This window comes from Gilliamella sp. CG35, from assembly GCF_046635745.1.
Taxonomy (GTDB): Bacteria; Pseudomonadota; Gammaproteobacteria; order Enterobacterales; family Orbaceae; genus Gilliamella; species Gilliamella apicola_I.
Genome location: NZ_JBIDFH010000003.1, coordinates 47788 through 68943 on the forward strand (window position 1 = coordinate 47788; position 21156 = coordinate 68943).

Genomic DNA, 21156 nt, shown 5'->3' on the forward strand with positions numbered 1-21156 from the left:
AAATTAAACGTTTTTTCAGATCTAATTATTATAAACTGAAATAAGAGTAATTAGTTATCTTTTTGTTGCTATCCCATGATGAATCGATAAAATATTACTATTCGCATTATCTTTTACACGAGAAACATTATGGAATTCTTAATCAAAAACAGTCATACTTTAACGAATCAAAAAACAGAATGTTTAGTTATTACAATAGATTCAGGTAAGAAACAATCAGACATTGTTAATGAAATCGATGAATTGACTCATGGCATGATTAGCCAACTTATCAAAAGTGGTGATATCAGTAGTGAATTAGGAAAAACCACTCTGTTGTACCCTTGTATAGCTGGTTTTACTCAAAAGTTATTATTGGTTGGCTGTGGCAAATGTAAAGAATTTGATTTTTCAAAAGCCAAAAAAGTGATTCAAAATGTGGTGAAAGAGTTAGTTGCTAAAAATATTAAGAGCATCACTTGGGATTTACTAACCGTCAATACAGCCTATAGTTCAATCATTGCAAAACAATTACCGCAAATTGTGAATGATATAACGTATCACTTTGATCTATTCAAAACGGAAAAAGCACCCAAACTGAATCTTGCTAAAGTTAATTTGATTTATGGTGATAAAGAACAAACGCAATCGATTAGTTGCAATTTACAACAGGGTAAAATTATTGCTGATGCTATCTTGGCTACAAAAACGCTGGCTAATATGCCTTCAAATATCTGTAATGCACAATATTTAGCAGAACAGGGTAAATTGCTAGACAAAACTTATGAATCATTAAAAACGACGTGCTTAGGTGAAAAAGAGCTCGCTAAATTAAATATGAATGCTTATTTAGCTGTAGGTCGAGGTTCACAGAATGAATCGATAATGACAGTTATCGAATACAACGGTGCAAAAGACAAAAAAGCGCAACCTATTGTTTTAGTCGGTAAGGGATTAACGTTTGATTCTGGTGGTTTGTCAATTAAACCAGCAGCAAGTATGGATGAAATGAAATACGATATGTGTGGCGCAGCTACCGTTTATGGCGTAATGCAAGCTGTAGCAGAATTAAATTTACCAATTAATGTGGTTGGTGTTATGGCTGGATGTGAAAATATGCCCGATGGTAATGCTTATCGTCCTGGCGATATTTTAACGACAATGTCAGGTACAACGGTTGAAGTGATTAATACAGATGCGGAAGGTCGTTTAGTTTTATGTGATACACTAACTTATGTTGAGCGTTTTAATCCAAAAGCGGTGATTGATATTGCAACGCTAACTGGTGCATGTATTGTGGCTTTAGGACATCATTATACGGGCGTGATGGGAAATGATGAAAAGTTAGTAACACAATTAGTGCATGCATCCAACAAAGCGGATGATAAAGCATGGGCTTTACCAATGGATAATGATTTCCAAGATCAGATTAAATCAACGTGTGCCGATATTGTCAATGCTGGTGGGCGTGATGGTGGTACGATTACAGCGGCATGTTTCTTGTCTCGTTTTACTCAAAAATACCATTGGGCACATTTAGATATTGCGGGTACAGCATGGAAATCAGGTGCAAACAAAGGTGCGACAGGGCGACCGGTTGCTATGTTGATTCAATATTTGTTAGATCAATAAGACGGCATTACTATTTTTATGAAAAAAGTGATTTTCTATCTGTTAGAAAACCAAACAGAAGCAAGCGAAACAGGCATATTGTTTTATGAAAAACTCGCTTGCCAAAAAATTGTCGAGGCATGGCAAGCAAAACAAAGAGTGTTGGTTGCTTGCCAAGATCAAGTTCAAGCTGAACGTATCGATGAATACCTTTGGCAACTGGATACCGATAATTTTGTTCCTCATAATTTAGTCGGTGAAGGAATGAAAGGGGGATCACCTGTTGAAATCTGTTGGCCTCAAAAACGCAGCAGTGGTAATCGTCAATTATTGATTAATTTGCAGGAACAGTTCCCTGAATTTTCTGGATTATATCATGATATTATTGATTTTGTGCCTGTTGAGGAACGATTGAAATCACTTGCCAGAAATAGGTATAAAACGTATAAAGAAAGTGGTTTTAATCTGAAAACAATACCCATATTATGTACATAATGGCTAGTATTGCTATGCTTGGTCATTAAGTTTTCAAACAGTAAATTTAATACTTTATGATAGTATTAAGCCAATTTATTGTTTTTCTATTTTATTGTAAAATAGTTCCATTTTTATGCCTTGAATTAGGATTAATGCATTTATATGAAAAATTCGACTTATAATCCACAAGAAATCGAACAGCCCATTTACCAACATTGGGAACAGAGCGGTTATTTTAAACCCAACGGTGACAAATCCCAGCCTAGCTATTGCATAGCGATTCCACCACCTAATGTGACAGGTAGTTTACATATGGGACATGCGTTCCAACAAACGATTATGGATGCGTTGATTCGGTATCATCGTATGCAAGGTCATAACACATTATGGCAATCTGGTACTGACCATGCCGGTATTGCAACGCAAATGGTGGTAGAGCGTAAAATCGCAGCCGAAGAAAGTAAAACCCGTCATGATTATGGTCGTGAAGCTTTTATTGAAAAAATTTGGCAATGGAAAGCCGAATCTGGAGGAAGCATTACTAAGCAAATGCGTCGTTTGGGTGATTCGGTTGATTGGGATCGTGAGCGTTTTACCATGGATGAAGGTTTATCTAATGCCGTTAAAGAGGTATTTGTAAGGCTTTATCAAGAGGATTTAATTTATCGTGGTAAACGTTTAGTAAACTGGGATCCGAAGTTACGTACAGCTATTTCTGATTTAGAAGTTGAAAATCGTGAAGTAAAAGGGTCTATGTGGCATTTGCGTTATCCCTTAGCTGACGGCGCAAAAACTGCTGATGGCAAAGACTATTTAGTGGTTGCAACTACTCGCCCCGAAACGCTATTTGGGGATACCGGTGTGGCTGTTAATCCTGAAGATCCGCGTTACAAAGATTTAATTGGTCACTATGTGATATTACCTTTTGTTAACCGTCGTATTCCGATTGTTGGCGATGAACATGCTGATATGACCAAAGGTACCGGTTGTGTAAAAATTACACCTGCGCATGATTTCAATGACTACGAAGTCGGTCGTCGACATCAATTACCGATGATCAACATTTTTACATTTGACGGTGATATTCGTGCACAAGCTGAAGTTTTTGATACCAATGGTGAAGCAAGTGATATCTATTCAACTGATATTCCGTCTGAGTTCCAAAATTTAGAGCGTTTTGCAGCACGCAAAGCGGTCATTGCTGCATGTGAAGCTCAAGCTATTTTAGAAAAAATCGAACCGCATGATTTAACCATTCCTTATGGTGATCGTGGTGGAGTTGTGATCGAACCAATGTTAACTGACCAATGGTATGTTCGAGCTAAAGTGTTAGCTGAGCCAGCTATTGATGCGGTGAAAAATGGCGATATTCAATTTGTACCAAAACAATACGAAAACATGTACTTTTCTTGGATGAATGATATTCAAGATTGGTGTATTTCACGTCAATTATGGTGGGGACATCGTATTCCTGCTTGGTATGATGAGCAAGGTCGTGTTTATGTTGGACGAGATGAAGCTGAAGTTCGACGTGAAAATAATTTATCTGACGATGTTATTTTATCTCAAGATGAAGATGTACTTGATACGTGGTTTTCATCTGCGCTTTGGACATTCTCAACGTTAGGTTGGCCAGAAAATACGGATGATTTAGCAACTTTTCATCCAACGAATGTTTTAGTTACAGGCTTTGATATCATCTTCTTCTGGGTAGCTAGAATGATCATGATGACCATGCACTTTATTAAAGATAAAGATGGCAAACCTCAAGTTCCGTTCAAAACAGTCTATGTGACTGGCTTGATTCGTGATGAAGAAGGGCAAAAAATGTCTAAATCTAAAGGAAATGTTATCGATCCTTTAGATATGATTGATGGGATATCACTTGCTGATTTACTCGAAAAACGTACGGGTAATATGATGCAACCTCAATTGGCTGAAAAAATAGCCAAACGTACGGAAAAACAGTTTCCAAACGGGATAGAAGCACATGGTACTGATGCATTACGCTTTACTTTAGCGGCGCTTGCATCAACTGGGCGAGATATCAATTGGGATTTAAAACGTTTAGAAGGTTATCGTAACTTCTGTAATAAACTTTGGAATGCTAGCCGTTATGTGCTAATGAACACCGAAGCACATGATTGTGGTTTCAAAGGTGGCGATTTGGCTTATTCATTAGCGGATAAATGGATACTAGCTGAATTTAACCAAACCGTAAAATCTTATCGTGAAGCTTTTGATACTTATCGATTTGATTTAGCTGCTAATATTTTATATGAATTTACGTGGAATCAGTTCTGTGACTGGTATTTAGAATTGACTAAATCAGTATTAGCCAATGGTGGACAATCCGAACAACGTGCTGCCCGTCATACCTTAGTCACCGTTCTTGAGGCATTATTACGACTTGCACATCCAATTATTCCTTTTATTACAGAAGAGATTTGGCAAAGTGTTAAACCATTAATGGCGATTAAAGCCGATACCATTATGTTACAGCCGATGCCTGCATTTGACAGCAAGCATACGGATGACCAAGCCGTTGCGGATATTAACTGGATTAAAGATGTGGTTATTGCTGTTCGTAATATTCGTGCTGAGATGAATATTGCACCAAGTAAACCATTGCAACTATTGATTCGTAAAGCTTCGCCTACAGTTCATCGAATCATTAGTGATAATATCAATTTCATTGAATCGTTAGCCAGATTATCCGAAATTGTCTTATTAGATGAGGGTGAAACTGGGCCATTATCAGTAACTAAATTGGTGGATGGCGCTGAGCTATTAATGCCAATGGCTGGCTTAATTAATAAAGACGATGAATTAGCGCGTCTTGAAAAAGAGATAGCCCGTATTGACGGTGAAATAGCCCGTATTACCGGTAAATTATCGAATGCCAATTTTGTAGATAAAGCACCGGCAGCAGTCGTTGCCAAAGAGAAAGAAAAACAACAAGGTTATATTGATGATAAAACCAAGTTGCAAGAACAATATCTTGCAATTAAAAATTTATAGTTTTGCCAATAAAATCTCTCGCTAAAATAGCGAGAGATTTTTTTACCTTGCTCCATTATTGCTTATCGATGATACCTGAAATTGTATATTAACTGACCGCTATTAAGGTTGATAAAGTACCGCCATTATAAAATGATACATGTTATATTTGTAATTAGACCATGTGGGCGTTAAGGTAAGAAATGATATATTAAGATTAATATCAATGTTTTACAAAAAAAATTGGTGTTGCTAATTTGCTTTTGAATTAAGTTTACTATATACTTCGAAATACTTTATGGGTTGTTAGCTCAGTCGGTAGAGCAGTTGACTCTTAATCAATTGGTCGCGGGTTCGATCCCCTCACAACCCACCATTTTAATATTCCTTTTTCATAATTTTCTAGCTTTGATAGCTTTCAAGTTTACCTGTTTGTTCAAATTAGCATGATGAAATGAAACCATAATTAAGCTTTAATATTATTGATTAAGGTGTGATAGGTTAATAAAACATCAAAACGTTAAGGTTTTAGACTTAACCAATAAATCTGTTTTTCAAATGACTATAGGTATTATTATGAATGCATATCTTTATCTTTTTTTCGCTATTATTTGTGAAGTTATCGCTACATCTTCATTAAAATTATCGAATGGGTTTACCCATCTTATCTATTCTATAATTACAATTGTTGGTTATAGCGCATCATTTTATATTCTTTCCTTAGCATTAAAAACCATTCCCGTAGGTATTGCTTATGCGATTTGGTCAGGAATTGGTATTGTGCTTATTAGTTTGATTGCTTGGATCTTTATGAAACAAACTTTGGACTTAGCGGCTGTAATCGGTATGGGATTTATCATGTTTGGGGTAATTATTATAAACTTATTTTCTAAAGTGTCAGGGCACTAATATTATTGATATCGATTTTGAGATGAATAATTAATCAGTATAACAGTTTGTTTTAATAAGTTAATCAATGAACAAGGTTAGATGATTGAATAAACTTCAGGTTTAATGACTATTGAGTAAAAGCACGCTATTGACGTCATAATTAGATTATCAAAAAGTTTTAGTTATTACCTTTATTTCAGTATAAAAAATTACATGCTAAGCTTGAATGGTTGCGTTTATCGCTATATCATAGCGCAGCTTAAAAAGACTTTAATCATCAAAATTATAAACGAGTCATCATGTTAATTAATGCTAAAAATATACTGGAAAAATTAAATCCTCATAACAAAATCAATTACGATTCTGTTTTACAAGAAGTCATTGCGGATTGGCAGCACGAAGCAGTTCGCCCTAAATTATTGATTCATAGTTGCTGTGCACCATGTAGTACCTATGTTTTAGAGTATTTAGCGCAGTATGCTGATATTACTATCTATTTTGCCAATTCGAATATTCATCCAAGAGTTGAATATGAACACCGTAGTCTGGTTCAACAAAAATTCATCAACGATTTTAACCTGAAAACAGGGCATAATGTCCAGTTTTTAGAAGCACCTTACCAACCGGCAGAGTTTGTTAAACAAGTTGGGCATTTGCGTGATGAACCCGAAGGAGGAGAGCGTTGTCATCTCTGCTATAAAATGCGGTTAGATTTGGCAGCGATTAAAGCGCAAGAATTGGGATTTGATTATTTTGCGAGTGCATTGACGTTAAGTCCTAAAAAAAACAGCCAGAAAATCAATCAACTGGGTTTTGAAATTCAGGAAATTTTTTCGGTGAATTATCTCCCTTCCGATTTTAAAAAAAATAATGGTTATAAACGTTCTATCGAGCTTTGCAAAGAATATGATGTCTATCGACAATGTTATTGTGGTTGTATTTTTGCTGCTAAAGCGCAAGGTGTAGATTTAAAAAATGTTATCGCGATCGCCAAGCAGGGATTAGAAAAAATGAGTTAATACATATTATTATCCTCATAAAAGATACAAAAAAATAGTTAGTTCACCCTATTAAAAATGGTTTTAGCTAACTATTTTCTCTGATAAAAATTGATTTAATAGGATTTTAAAAACGCAACTTTATAACAAGATATTTTTTAACCAAATTGATTAAAAAAAAGTAAGATTCGGCTATAATTATTACACATAAAAAATAAAGCGATATTGATTATATCGATTAAAAAGTAATGGATGCTTTGGGGATTATGTGCTGCTTATGTCAAAATTATTTAAATTTGGTTTAGATGTGGGTTCCACAACAGCGAAATGTGTTGTACTTGATGAGTTTGACAATTTTGTTTATACCAATTACGTTCGTCATAATACACATATTGTGGCGACAGTCCTCGATTTACTTAATGAAATTAAACAGAAGTTTGGTAATGATATTTGTTTATCCGTCAAGGTAACGGGTTCGGCTGGTATGGGAATATCTGAAAAAGCCCATATTCCTTTTATCCAAGAAGTGGTGGCGGCATCGGAGGTTGTGCAGCGCAACTATCCCGAAGTCAGAACCTTAATTGATATTGGCGGTGAAGATAGTAAGATGATTTTCTTCTTTCCCGATCGCCCGCCCGATATTCGAATGAACGGTAGCTGTGCAGGTGGAACAGGGGCATTTATCGATCAAATGGCAACGCTATTAAACACGCCTGTTCAACAATTTGATCAACTCGCTCAACATCATGACAAAATCTTTCCGATTGCTTCTCGTTGTGGCGTTTTTGCCAAAACCGATGTCCAAAATCTCATTAGTCGTAATGTCTCAAAAGAAAATATCGCCTATTCTGTTTTACATGCTGTTTGTATTCAACTCGTTAATACCTTAGCACGTGGTTATGATATCGTTCCTAAAGTGATGTTAATTGGTGGTCCATTTTCCTTTATTCCAACCTTAGGTAAAGCAGCGCTTAATACGTTGAAATTAGGTGAAGATCAGCTAGTTGAAACGCCTTATCCAACATTGTTGTCTGCTTGGGGAGCGGCAATTCATCCGATTGAACGTGCTGAACTTTCAATTAATAGTTTTATCGAGAAATTAAATGCTTCAACAAAAATTGCAATGAATCAATCTTTTCGATTATCTCCTCTTTTTAATGAAGCCTTATCATTTGATGACTGGAAAAAAAGACGAAAATATATCGATATTCCTCGATTAAATATCGCAGATTATAAAAAGCAAAATGCTTTTTTGGGCATAGATAGTGGTTCAACGACAACCAAAATTACGTTAATAAGTGAAGATGATGAACTACTGTTTACTTATTATGCCCCCAATAACGGTCATTCAATTAGTGCACTGATTAAGGGATTATCTCAATTAAAAAAAGAAATTGAGACATCCAATAAAGATATTGTGATTTTGCGAACGGGTGTCACCGGTTATGGCGAAGAGTTATTAAAAGCCGCATTTGGTATTGATGATGGTTTAGTTGAAACGATGGCGCATTTTGCCGCAGCAAAGCATATTGATCCAGATGTCAGTTTTATCATGGATATAGGTGGTCAAGATATGAAAGCCATCTTTATTGCCAATGGTGTGGTTAATCATATCGAACTTAATGAAGCTTGTTCATCAGGGTGTGGTTCCTTCATTGAAACTTTTGCTAAATCATTAAACTCAAATACCATTGATTTTGCCGATGCGGCCTGTCAATCAACTCATCCCTGTGATTTAGGTACACGCTGTACTGTTTTTATGAACTCTAAAGTTAAACAAGCCCTACGCGAACATGCCACCATGGGGGATATTTCGGCTGGACTTGCGTTTTCAGTGATTAAAAATGCAATTCATAAAGTGCTTAAACTGCACGATATGCGTAAATTAGGTAATAATATCGTCGTGCAAGGTGGAACTTTTAAGAATCCTGCTGTTTTTCGAGCCTTAGAACAATTAACCGGTGCGCAAATCACCAGCTCAAATATCCCTGAATTAATGGGCGCCTATGGCTCGGCTTTAGTGGCAAAAAATCATTTTGTTGAAAATAATACACCTTCACAATTTATTGGGCTGGATAACTTAGCAAAAGCTGAAGATAACAAAGCGAAACCTTCTCGTTGTAAGGGGTGCGAAAATAATTGTGATATTATGATCTACCGTTTTGCCAATGGGCAAAAATATTATTCCGGTAATAAATGTGAACGTTTCTTAAGTAATAATCAATATAAAGATAATCATGCCTTTAACATGTTTGATTATAAAAACACGCTCTTGTTTGATCGAATCACTGTCGAAAATCCTCAAGCAAAAATTAATATAGGCATACCTCGTGTTCTCGGACAGTATGAAAATTTTCCTTTTTGGCATACGTTATTGACTCAAAGTGGTATCAACGTAATACTTTCACCTTATTCGACCCATAAAATTTATGAACAAGGAGCAGGTACAGTGATGTCTGATAGTATCTGTTTTCCTGCTAAATTAGTACATGGGCATATTATGGAATTAGTTGGTCAAAAAGTGGATCGTATTTTTATGCCTATGGTTGTATTTGAATCATCCCAGTTTGATAATGCAGTAAATAGTTATAATTGTCCTATTGTGAGTAGTTATGCAGAAGTCATACATAGTGCTATCAATCCAGAATTAAAATATGGTATTCCGATTGATTACCCTGTGATGAATTTCACGGATGTGAAGTTACTCAAAAAAAGTTGTGTTCAATATTTACGGTCATTAGGTATAGCGAAAAAAGTCATTGATAACGCCTTTTCGGCAGCATTAATGGCTCAGTCCCAGTTTAAACAGAATCTTTACAACAAAGCGATTGAAGTATTAGATAATGCCAAACAAACAGGGCGATATGTATTTATTTTAGCAGGACGACCTTATCATAGTGATAGTTTAATAAACCATAAAACACCTGAAATCTTAAATGCGCTTGGTTGTGATGTGATTACTGAAGATTCTGTATTAGGTGGCATTAACCGGTTATCACCAGAACTTCAAATTTGTTCACAATGGAGCTACCCGAATCGTTTATATGCTGCCGCTTCATTCGTTGCAGAGCAACCCAATTATATCCAATTTGTTCAACTTAATTCATTTGGTTGCGGGCCTGATGCTATTGTTACCGATGAGTGTAAAGCAATTTTAGAATCAAAAGGTAAAACTGGTACGATAATTCGTGTTGACGAAATTACCGCAACGGGTTCTGTCAGATTACGTTTACGTTCCATTATTGAATCGATACGAATGAATTATCAGCAACCGCTAAAAATAGTTGAACGTAAAAAAACGGCTATTTTTAGCAAGCAAGATAAGCAACGTCGAACCATTTTAGCACCGTTTATCTCCGATTTTTATTCTCCGCTTTTAACGCCAATTTTTGCGTTATCGGGTTATAAACTGGAAACATTACCTAAACCAGATAAGCGTTCAGTCGAATGGGGATTAAAATACTGCAATAACGAAATCTGTTATCCGGCAACAATTATTGTTGGGGATATTATTAAAGCACTGCGTTCAGGAAAATATGACCGTAATGATGTAGCAATAGGGATAACTCAAACGGGTGGACAGTGTCGAGCGAGTAGTTATTTATCGTTGATCAAAAAAGCGATGATCAGTAATGGTTTTGAAGATATTCCCATAATTTCACTTAGTACTGGAAATATTCATGAAATAGAACAACCTGGCTTTAAGCTAAATTGGTTTAAAACATTACCGATAACTTTTTTTGCGATGCTTTTTGCTGATTCACTATCAAAAATGTATTACGCCATTGCGCCAAGAGCGAAAGTTAAACAACAAGCTGATCAGCTTAAAGCGCTTTATATGCATAAATTGCAACAACTTATTCAACAAAAGCAAGGTAGAAAGGCCATCTTCGAACTATTAACGCAAGCCGTTGTACACTTTAATCAAATTGAAACACACCATAAAGATTGTCCACAAATCGGTATAGTGGGCGAAATTTACGTTAAATATAATAGTTTTGGTAATCAACACAGTGTTGAATGGTTAGTCGAGCAGGGTATTGAACCGGTTATTCCACCAATGATTGAGTTTTTTGCGCAATGTTTTGTTAATTATGATAGTAATGTCAATAATTATCTCTCATCAAAGAGTTATATCTCTTATCTAATATCCTTTTTTGAAAAGATTGCATATCGGTATATTGATAAAACAAATAAAATTTTGTCTCAATTTAAGTATTATCAACCTTTCCATAGTATACGTGATATGTCTAAAAAGGCTGAAGAAATCTTAAATCTGGCGAATCAATATGGTGAAGGTTGGTTGATTCCTGCTGGCATCATGACATTTGCTGAACAGGGAATTAACAATGTTATTAGCCTGCAACCGTTTGGATGTATTGCAAATCATGTTGTATCTAAAGGTGTTGAAAAACGAATGCGAGATCTTAATCCAAAACTTAACTTACTCTATTTAGACTTTGATGATGGTGCAGGTGAAGTTAATGTGCTTAATCGTTTGCATTTTATGGTAAGTTCATTAAAGTATACCCAGTTACAACGGATTGTTTAAATGTTAAAGTACATGACGATTCAGTGTAAGTAATAGTAAAAAGATAATTTATAAAAGGATTGTTTGTGTTATCAATTTATCAATTAAAATCCCGATTTCAATCGTTACTTCGTCCCTGCGTTGAGAAATTCTATAGTGCGAACATTACCGCTAATCAGGTCACTTTATTCGCTTGTATAGGCTCTATTTTTATCGCCTTGATTGTGAGTTATTTTGTTGAATATCTTTGGCTATTTTTCTTAATTCCAGTATGGATGTTTATTCGAATGGCGCTCAATGCCATTGATGGCATGTTAGCACGAGAGTATCATCAAAAATCTAATTTAGGCGCATATTTAAATGAAATAGCGGATGTTATTTCCGATTGTGCGCTATTATTAGTATTTATTCAGCTTCCAAGTGTCAATACTGGTTTAGTGATATTGATTGTGTTACTGTCTTTTTTAACTGAATATAGTGGTGTTTTAGGGTTACTAATTGGTGCATCCAGACGGTATGACGGTCCAATGGGAAAAAGCGATAGAGCTTTTATTTTTAGCTTAATCAGTTTAGGTATTGCTACCGGTTTGTTACCATTGAATTGGATAAATGCGTTATTAGGGATAATTATTTTTTTACTCATATGGACGACTGTGAATCGAATTCGAAAAGGTTTGCAAGAAGCTAAAATTTAACAAGGAGTTGTCGATGCGTCAACAGCAACAAAAAACATTCACAAGCCATGATGGTTGCCAAATATTTTATCGCTACTGGCCTGCAATAGATGCCGATATTCAACCTAATCAAGCGATTGTGCTTTTTCATCGTGGACATGAACATTCTGGTCGAATAGCGCATCTTGCCGACGAACTTGAATTACCTAATTTTCACATTTTTGCATGGGATGCCCGAGGTAATGGACAATCAGAAGGTGAACGAGGCGATGCCCCCAATTTTGCTACGCTGATCAAGGATGCGAATGCTTTTATTGAACACATTACCCAAGAATATAGTTTAAGACAACAAGATATTGCAATTATTGCACAAAGTGTGGGTGCCGTCATTGCGAGTGCTTGGGTGCATGATTATAACCCCAATATTCAAGCCTTAGTACTAGGAGCGCCTGCTTTTCGTGTAAAACTTTATGTTCCTTTGGCCGTGCCTGGTTTAAAATTATTATATAATCTGAAAGGTAATTTTTTTGTTAATAGTTACGTTAAATCTGGATTATTGACTCATGACAAACAACGAGCAGAATCATTTAATCAAGATCCATTAATCACTCGACCAATTTCAGTCAGATTGCTACTTGATTTATATTCTGTAGCTGATCGTATTGTTAAAGATGCTAATGCAATAACAGTGCCAACTCAAATACTTGTTTCTGGTTCTGATTTTGTTGTCAGACGCAAACCTCAGAAACAGTTTTATGAAAATTTAGGTACTACTCAAAAAGAATTTCATATCTTGCCTAATTTTTATCATGACACGTTTGGTGAACAAGAACGCCATATCGCTATTGAAAGAGCAAGGCGTTTTATTATAGGGTGCTTTGCAAATCAACCGAATATTCCTTCTTTGGTTAACGCAGACCTTGTTGGTTATACTAAGCAAGAAGCCGATAATTTATCATTGCCTGCTAAGGGAATAGTTAAACCTCTTTACTGGAAATTCATCAAAGCTAATTTAAAATATGCCAGTAAAATTTCTGATGGTATCAAACTTGGAGTTGAAACTGGGTTCGACTCAGGTAGCACATTGGATTATGTTTATCGTAATCAACCTTCAGGAAGCTCAAAATTAGGTCAGTTTTTTGACTATATTTATTTGCAATCAATGGGTTGGCGAGGAATTCGGCAACGTAAAATACACCTTGAAGAATTATTAAAATTAGCCATATCGCAATTACAAAAATACGATAATATCGTCAATATTGTTGATATAGCAGCAGGCCATGGACGTTATATTCTTGAGACAATTAATCAGTTAGCCAAGAAACCTGATTCAGTACTCCTTAGAGATTATAGCGATATTAATATTCGTGATGGTCAAAATTTGATTAATGAATTGGGCTTAAGTCACCTTGTACAGTTTAAAAAGGGCGATGCTTTTAACAGACAGCAGTTAGCTGACCTATCGCCTAAACCAACATTAGCTGTCGTTTCTGGTTTGTATGAATTGTTTAGTGATAATTCATTATTACGTGAATCTTTATCGGGTTTAGCGGATGCTATCCCCAAAGGTGGATATTTAATTTATACCAATCAACCTTGGCATCCTCAACTTGAGTTTATTGCCCGAGCATTAACTTCACATCGTGAAGGGCAACCATGGATAATGCGCAGACGGACACAGCTTGAAATGGATCAACTTGTCATGGCAGCAGGCTTTCGAAAAGTCACAATGCGTATTGATCAGTGGGGGATTTTTACGGTGTCATTAGCTCAGCGCATTGATTAATTGATTAACGCCATGATGAAGCAGTGTTCTATTCAATTAAGCATTAACAAATGTTTATGGCTTATCGGGTTAACGGTATTTTTCTTTGCTAGTTACAATTTTAGCAATGCATTCACAGCTGAACGTAATGATGTCAGTAGCATGGTTTTTGATTGGGAAACGATCATACCACTTTGGTCATGGACGATTGTGCCCTATTGGTCGATAGATTTAATGTATGGACTAGCTATATTACTAGCAAAATCGAATCAGTCATTAAAAATACTTTGCTTTAGATTATTAACCGCACAAATTATTTGTGTCTGTTGTTTTCTTCTTTTCCCTCTCAAATTCAGTTTTGATCGTCCTGCTATGGACGGATTTTTTGGTTTACTTTTTGATATTCTAATGGGATTTGATAAACCTTTTAATCAAGCCCCATCATTACATATCACATTACTTATTATTTTATGGCAGTTCTATGCCTGCTATTTTCAGACTATTTTCCGTTATATTTTGCATATTTGGTGTTTGTTAATTGCGCTATCGGTATTAACAACCTGGCAACATCATTTTTTTGATATCCCAACAGGTGTATGGGTAGGTTGTTTGTGTATTTGGTTATGGCCTAATAATGGAATATCGCCATTAAAATTCACGTCTTTATCAAAACAGTATCGTTGGGCTTTTATTTATTGTTGTTTAACTCTGTTAACCATGAGTTTGGCCATTTATATGAGGGGTTGGGGACTTTGGTTATTTTGGCTTTCTGGAGCATTTTTGTTGGTCGCGCTTAATTATTTATTGATAGGTGCAAAAGGATTTCAAAAACAATCTAACGGACATTTTTCACTCGTCGTTATTATATTATATTTGCCTTATTTTATCATTATGTGGATCAATTCACGTTTATGGACGTTTAAGCACCAACCAAACAATTTCATTGAGGATAACGTTTTTTTAGGTAGAATTCCTTCAACCTACAATCTGAAACACAATCAATTTACAACTATTGTTGATTTATGTGCAGAACTGCCGATAGGTCAATTTAAAGGTAATTATATGCTAATGCCAATTTTGGATATGACACCGCTCACGCAAGTGCAATGTCAAATGACGGCTGAAATCATTGAACAATATCGACTGCAAGGTCGATTGTTAGTTTGCTGTGCATTAGGCTATTCAAGAAGTGCGACAGCAGTTATCGCGTGGTTGTTGTGGACTCATCGAGCCAAGAATGTTGATGATGCCATAGCTAAGGTAAGAACATGTCGGCGTAATATTGTTATTTCAACTAGACAACGGTTAATATTAATAGAATGGAGCAGAAATCTACATGCTGAAATCTGATCATAATAGAAAACAGTTTCACATCAATCAAACTGAAATTGTGACATTGTGTAGTTTGCTTTCTTTAAGTAAGCAAATTAATATTTTTTCTGGGTTATTAACAATTTCTGCGTTGGTCATTGGTTTTATTTATTTGGCAATTAATGATTCAAATCTGATAAGTTTAATCTGTTTTTTTGTTTTTATTTTAGGTTTAATAAGTCAATATTATGCACTTAGGACTAATTTCGATATCAAACTTTTTGAATATTTGACGCCATATATTCATGAACCCTCAATAGTGTTGAAAGAGTTAGATCATGCGCTTGTAAAATTAGGTTTAATTAAATCTGATTTTTCTAAATCTCGAACAATGTATGAGCGCGAAAAAGGGACATTACGACTTTTCAAAATTCAAATAGTGACAGTGATGATACAACTTTTACTCTTTATAGGCGGATTTGCCAGTCGTATTATTTATAATTTATTGTAAAATGATTTCAACATTCATTTTTAAAGTATTAAAAGAATCAGCAATTTGAGGAAATAGATGTCTAACTATCAATACCATACTTTATTGTTATTTTTGGGCGTTACTCTATTTTTAATCGTTGCGTCGTTAATTGGACTCATGTTAAAACATCGAATTCGATCACCTAATCGGGTTATTGATAATTTAAATACTCGCATTAATGCGTGGTGGGTCATGGTGGCGATTTTAGGTACTGCTTTTTTGATCGGAAAATTAGCCGTCATTTTTTTATTTTTCGTGGTATCGGGTTTAGCATTACGAGAGTTTCTTAATCTGACCAGTATTAGCCGAGATGATTATTACGTTTTAATATTTGCTTTCGGAATAGCGTTGCCGGTGCAATATATTTTAGTCGCTGTTTCATGGTATGGTCTATTTAGCATATTCATTCCAGTTTACGGTTTTTTAATTTTATCGATTTTAGCCACAATTACCGGATCCTCATTTAAATTCTTAGACAGAACGGCCGAAGTACAATGGGGATTAGTCATCACCGTATATAATATCTCTTGTGTACCTGCCTTATTGTCACTCCAAATTGATAACTATCACGACCGAAATTTATTACTTATTGCTTTTTTGGTGTTAGTTGTTCAAATGTCAGATGTTTTGCAGTATGTCTTTGGTAAATTATTTGGTAAACATAAAATTAGCCCAAATCTATCACCATCAAAAACAGTGGAAGGATTTATTGGTGGCATAATTACAGCCAGTTTTATTGGTAGTTGTCTGTTTTGGATTACGCCATTTAGTTTTATTCAAGCTGGTTTAATTTCACTCATGATCACCTTGCTAGGATTTTTTGGCGGATTAGTTATGTCTGCCATAAAGCGTGATAGGGGGGTAAAAGATTGGGGTAACCTAATTGGCGGACATGGTGGTGTACTTGATCGTTTCGATTCAATCTGTTTTGCTGCGCCTGTTTTTTTTCATGTAGTTAGATATTATTGGGCATAAAATAGTATTAAGTTTAAATTAATAAAAAGCTTTGTATAAATTATAAAAATTTATATCTAAAAATGAGCAAAACAGATTATTTTATGATATAAATACTAGGTATTGTATTAACTTAAGATAGAAAGAAGGACTTAGTATGTTAAAAGAGCAAATGGTAGTAAAAAATTCAACCGGTCTTCATGCGCGCCCAGTAACGGCATTAGTTAAATTAGCCGGTCGCTATAAATCATCAATTGAGCTTGTTTATAACGACAAAGCGATTAAACTAAAAAGTATGATGGGGCTGCTAGGAGCTGGTGTAAAAGGTGGTTCAACTGTTGAAATCATCTGTGATGGAGAAGACGAGCAAGCTGCAATGGATGAAATCCGCGAATTATTTGCTACTGGTTTTGGTGAATAATTGATAAATCTTTATCAAAACAGAATGTTATAAACATATATATTCCGTCGACTTAGGTCGACGGAATGGTTTTAAAAGGGCGAGAACTGAATACTTTTAAGTAGAACTATTTAAAAAAATTAAGCTAATCTTTGATGATTGAATTTAATTCGTGTGGATCAATAGATGGCAATAATTTTGTAAAACCCTTAGTTAAATATATCAGATAGAAAAATCCAATAGCGAGCCAAATTAAACCAACTATCATGGCTGTCGCATCTAAACTAGTCCACAACCATAAAGAAAGTAAAACACCAATTGCCGGTAAAAGACCATATTTGATGATTAACGCGAATGTTTTGGTTTGACCTTCACCTAAATAGCTTTTAATTACACATAAATTGACAAAAGTAAATGCGACTAACGCCCCAAAGCTAATCATTGAAACAACCAATGTTAAACTTAACACCAACGATAATAATGAAAAACATGCTACAAATATTATAGATAAATAAGGTGTTCTAAAACGAGGGTGGATACGATAAAAGATCTGCTTTGGTAATACGCCTTCGCGACCCATTGCATAAAAGATCCGTGAAACACTGGTTTGTGCAGTCATTGCAGAGGCAAATACACCAGTTAAATAAGCCGCTTGGAAGAAGTTATACATAAACTCTCCACCTAACCGGCTAATATCGCCCACACGACGAACAACTTCTAAACTTGCGGTATCTTTATTTTCTGCAAAATCAGTCCAATTTGGATAGGCTAAATGAGCACAATAAGAAACGACTAAAAAGATACATCCAGCAATAAGGACAGTCCAGATAATTGCTCTTGGTAGCGATTTTTGGGCATCATTCGATTCTTCAGCTAATGTCGCAATAGCATCAAACCCTAAAAAAGCCAAACATAATATTGCTGCACCAGATAGTAATCCGCTAAAATCGCCAGCATTAACTGATAATGGTTTCATCATAGCATCAGGCGTTAAATTAACGTTTGTAAATGTCAAAAAGATAAATAAACCGATAAAAATCATTTGAATGATGATCAAAGTGAAATTAACCGAATTAATTAGTTTAATTCCCAAATAATTGAGTAAACTTACGCCAATTAAAGATCCTAAAACAAATACGGGTGCAGGAATCGCTGGAAACGCTTCGTTTAAATAAATACCTAAAACCAAATAATTTAAAATTGGTAAAAAAAGGTAATCTAAAATTTGAGCCCAACCAACCAAAAAACCGACTTTTCCACCAAAAGTACGTTGTACATACGAATAGGCTGAACCAGCAATTGGTAGCTTATTGGCCATACGGCAATAGCTCAATGCTGTGAAAAAGATCATTGCTAGAGTGATAATATAGGCTATAGGTAAGTGTCCATTACTTGTAACAGTGACTTCCCCATAAGTGGTAAAGATCCCCAAAGGAACCATATAAGCTAAACCAAATGCAATCAATGCAGGTGTGGTTAAAACTCGTTTCATTTTTATTGCGGACATGACTAACTTTGCTCCTCTGTCCCAAAAAACAATAAAAAACTACTAAGTATAGTTTTGCCTTTTTACCCGCTAAAAGCGGCAGGGAATTCTCCCATATTATTATAATTATGCAAGTTAATTTTTATTATATTGACATTAAATTATGCAAATTTTGAATTAGATCATTCAATATGAATTATTTCTAAACAAATCTTAATAAAAATAGATTATTTAAACTCGTAGGCGTGACCTAGATTTATGTTCAGCGTTCTATTATAGATAAGCATAGAAGGATAAGAAATTGAAAAAGGCAAGGTAATTTGTTCATAAAATCTATTGTATTTTAAATTAGAGAAAAAAGAGATTATTGTGGATTTGATATGAAGTAGTGAAAAAAATATTTATAGGAAAATTATTGTTCAAAGTTATTTCTAATAACAGTGATATTTTGGATGAATGTTTTAAAATGTAAGAAAATTTAAATCAAAAGTAATTTTGATTTTCCTTGTTACAGATATGCAACCAAAGCATTTACCATTATTCTTACTTTCAGTACTGATTGCTAATGTATATAGTAATTAAATTATTAAATCTAACAAGAAACTAATTATCCGTTCTAGGTGGGGAACAGCTTGCTTATCAGCTAACGTACCTATTATTCATATAAACGATAAAGACGCAATGACTAAACAAAAAAAAGCCAACAGTTAGGTTGGCTCTATTTTTCAAACTATCTAAAGCTATAGTTTTTACGAGTCTTGTTGATAAACTGTTTTACCACCAACAATAGTCGTTAATACTTTCACATTTTGCATATCGGTTGCTGGAATGGTAAATGGATTGCGATCTAAGATGATCAAATCAGCAAATTTACCTTTTTCAATTGAGCCAATATACTCATCTTGTTTTAGCACATAAGCAGCACCGATGGTTGCGCAGCGTAAAACTTCGGACACGGTTAAATTACGGTCACTGTTTAAACGTGGGTGCTGTGCATCAATTTGTCGAGTCATGGCTATTTGAAAATCATACCATTCATTTAATGGATCAATTGGCCAATCGCTACCAAAGGCGCAGTTGACACCTGCATCGATATATTGCCCGTGGGCTTCTAAACCGTTATAGCGTTTTTCGCCAAATAGTGTTTGGTATTGTTCAACCATGGCGTCGCTACAGCCAGCCCATTGGAATGAAAACACTACACAAGCATTTAATTGCTTATACCTTGCATATTGATGCGCAGCACTAAGTTCATTGTGCGCCGTGCTAGGGCGGATATCGGCATCAGGTAATGCTTGGCGCATTTTTTCGATTGCATCAAGCACTACTTCAATGGCACCTTCACCAACAGTATGCATATGAGGATGAAAACCGGCACGAGAGGACTCTAAAATTAAAGCATTTAGCATCTCAGTTGAATAGTACAAATCACCATAACGATCTTTTTCATCTTCAAGCTGATAAGGTTGCAATAGTCTTGCTGTCATTAATGGTGCTTGCATTACCCCGTCAACAAACAGTTTAGTGTGTGAAATTTTAATACCGGGCTTAGGTTGCCAATTTTTATCATCATAACGGTTTGCAAACTGTTTAACTTTTTCGAGTAATGCCGGAATAGCTTCAATGGATGTCACATCATCTGGCGGTAACTCTCGTGCACCAAATAACCGAATGGTAAGTTGATCTTGCTGTTGCAACTTTAAAAAGGCATCGGCTTGCGTTTCAGTTATCCGAGCGTCCATCACGGCTGTTACGCCTTGTTTGTTTAATTCTGCTTGTGCTAATTCAGCAATATGTGCGGCTTGTTCTTCCGTCAATTTTGATATGCTGTCAAAAGCTCGCATAGCCGGTGCATCTTCTAAAATGCCATTAAGTTCACCGTCTTGTGTTCTGCCAATTTTTCCATCTGTCGGTTCGGGTGTGTTTCTATCCAAACCAAATTTTTGCAACGCAATACTATTAGCAACTAACGTATGACAATCGTTAGAAAAAAGGATTACAGGTCGCTGAGTATTGAGTTTATCCAGATCGAAGCGGGTAATATCGGTACCAATTGGTAAAACTTCTTGCCTTAACCAGCCTCGAACTTGTAGCCATTGTGTGTTATTATTCTGACTGTCTTTATCCAAGTGTTTTTGAATAATTGCTAAAGTATCCTCAACGGTTAAACTTTGATAATTCAAATTACATGATGTCAATTGCATGCCACCCCAAAAAGTATGAAGGTGTGAGTCGATTATCCCCGGCATCATCGTTTTACCATGAAGATCGTAAATTGCTGTATCATTATCAACATAGTGATGGCTATTTATTTCATCTGTGGAGCCTGTTGCTATTATGTAACCATTTTTGATTGCTATCGCTTCACAAACTGTATCTTTTTTATCTGCTGTATAAATATAGCCATTAATATAAATAACATCAGCTTTAACCATTATTTTTGATTCCTTAAATAAAGAACGATATAAAAGGTGAACGATACCAGATTTATAAAAAATTTGTCAAATGCAATAATTTTCTTTATTGTGTAAAACGATTATGCTACAT

At 35.3% G+C, this 21156-nt stretch carries 14 protein-coding genes and 1 tRNA gene; 13 read left to right on the forward strand and 2 right to left on the reverse strand.

Going from position 1 to position 21156, the window contains the following annotated elements:
- Positions 1 to 129: 129 nt before the first annotated feature.
- The 13 genes from ACGH4F_RS01625 to ACGH4F_RS01685 all read left to right on the forward strand — a co-directional run bounded on the left by ACGH4F_RS01625 (position 130) and on the right by ACGH4F_RS01685 (position 17144).
- Complete coding sequence (locus ACGH4F_RS01625) at positions 130 to 1611, forward strand: leucyl aminopeptidase (protein WP_267380352.1); 1482 nt, start codon at positions 130 to 132, stop codon at positions 1609 to 1611.
- 18 nt (positions 1612 to 1629) lie between these two features.
- Positions 1630 to 2085 (forward strand): DNA polymerase III subunit chi, encoded by a 456-nt coding sequence (locus tag ACGH4F_RS01630; RefSeq protein WP_267350779.1) that lies wholly within the window; start codon positions 1630 to 1632, stop codon positions 2083 to 2085.
- A 144-nt stretch (positions 2086 to 2229) separates the two neighbouring features.
- A complete protein-coding gene (locus ACGH4F_RS01635) occupies positions 2230 to 5088 on the forward strand; it encodes a valine--tRNA ligase (protein ID WP_411589733.1) in 2859 nt (952 codons plus the stop codon).
- Positions 5089 to 5367: 279 nt separating this feature from the next.
- Positions 5368 to 5443: transfer RNA gene (locus ACGH4F_RS01640), tRNA-Lys, on the forward strand.
- A gap of 200 nt (positions 5444 to 5643) precedes the next feature.
- Positions 5644 to 5976, forward strand: coding sequence for a DMT family transporter (locus ACGH4F_RS01645; protein ID WP_065558273.1), 333 nt, complete (start codon positions 5644 to 5646; stop codon positions 5974 to 5976).
- A 281-nt stretch (positions 5977 to 6257) separates the two neighbouring features.
- Positions 6258 to 6977 (forward strand): epoxyqueuosine reductase QueH, encoded by a 720-nt coding sequence (locus ACGH4F_RS01650; protein WP_411589735.1) that lies wholly within the window; start codon positions 6258 to 6260, stop codon positions 6975 to 6977.
- A 256-nt stretch (positions 6978 to 7233) separates the two neighbouring features.
- Positions 7234 to 11508 carry an acyl-CoA dehydratase activase-related protein gene (locus ACGH4F_RS01655; protein ID WP_411589737.1) on the forward strand — a complete coding sequence of 1425 codons (4275 nt, stop codon included), beginning with the start codon at positions 7234 to 7236 and terminating at the stop codon, positions 11506 to 11508.
- Between the two features lie 65 nt (positions 11509 to 11573).
- Positions 11574 to 12182: a CDP-alcohol phosphatidyltransferase family protein gene (locus ACGH4F_RS01660; protein WP_411589738.1), complete on the forward strand. Its 609-nt coding sequence runs from the start codon at positions 11574 to 11576 to the stop codon at positions 12180 to 12182.
- A 13-nt stretch (positions 12183 to 12195) separates the two neighbouring features.
- Positions 12196 to 13947 carry a bifunctional alpha/beta hydrolase/class I SAM-dependent methyltransferase gene (locus tag ACGH4F_RS01665; RefSeq protein ID WP_411589739.1) on the forward strand — a complete coding sequence of 584 codons (1752 nt, stop codon included), beginning with the start codon at positions 12196 to 12198 and terminating at the stop codon, positions 13945 to 13947.
- Between the two features lie 12 nt (positions 13948 to 13959).
- Positions 13960 to 15276, forward strand: a complete 1317-nt coding sequence (locus ACGH4F_RS01670; protein ID WP_411589741.1) for a phosphatase PAP2/dual specificity phosphatase family protein — start codon at positions 13960 to 13962, stop codon at positions 15274 to 15276.
- Positions 15263 to 15748 (forward strand): hypothetical protein, encoded by a 486-nt coding sequence (locus ACGH4F_RS01675; RefSeq protein WP_411589742.1) that lies wholly within the window; start codon positions 15263 to 15265, stop codon positions 15746 to 15748. The genes ACGH4F_RS01670 and ACGH4F_RS01675 overlap by 14 nt, the downstream gene beginning before the upstream one ends.
- 57 nt (positions 15749 to 15805) lie before the next feature.
- Complete coding sequence (locus ACGH4F_RS01680) at positions 15806 to 16744, forward strand: phosphatidate cytidylyltransferase (protein WP_411589744.1); 939 nt, start codon at positions 15806 to 15808, stop codon at positions 16742 to 16744.
- 136 nt (positions 16745 to 16880) lie between these two features.
- Positions 16881 to 17144, forward strand: coding sequence for an HPr family phosphocarrier protein (locus ACGH4F_RS01685; protein ID WP_065558280.1), 264 nt, complete (start codon positions 16881 to 16883; stop codon positions 17142 to 17144).
- Between the two features lie 124 nt (positions 17145 to 17268).
- Here ACGH4F_RS01685 and ACGH4F_RS01690 read toward each other — a convergent pair whose 3' ends face one another.
- Entirely contained in the window at positions 17269 to 18630 is a 1362-nt protein-coding gene (locus tag ACGH4F_RS01690; protein WP_411589746.1) for an APC family permease, read from the reverse strand.
- Positions 18631 to 19358: 728 nt separating this feature from the next.
- Positions 19359 to 21044 carry an amidohydrolase gene (locus tag ACGH4F_RS01695; protein ID WP_411589748.1) on the reverse strand — a complete coding sequence of 562 codons (1686 nt, stop codon included), beginning with the start codon at positions 21042 to 21044 and terminating at the stop codon, positions 19359 to 19361.
- Positions 21045 to 21156: the final 112 nt, after the last annotated feature.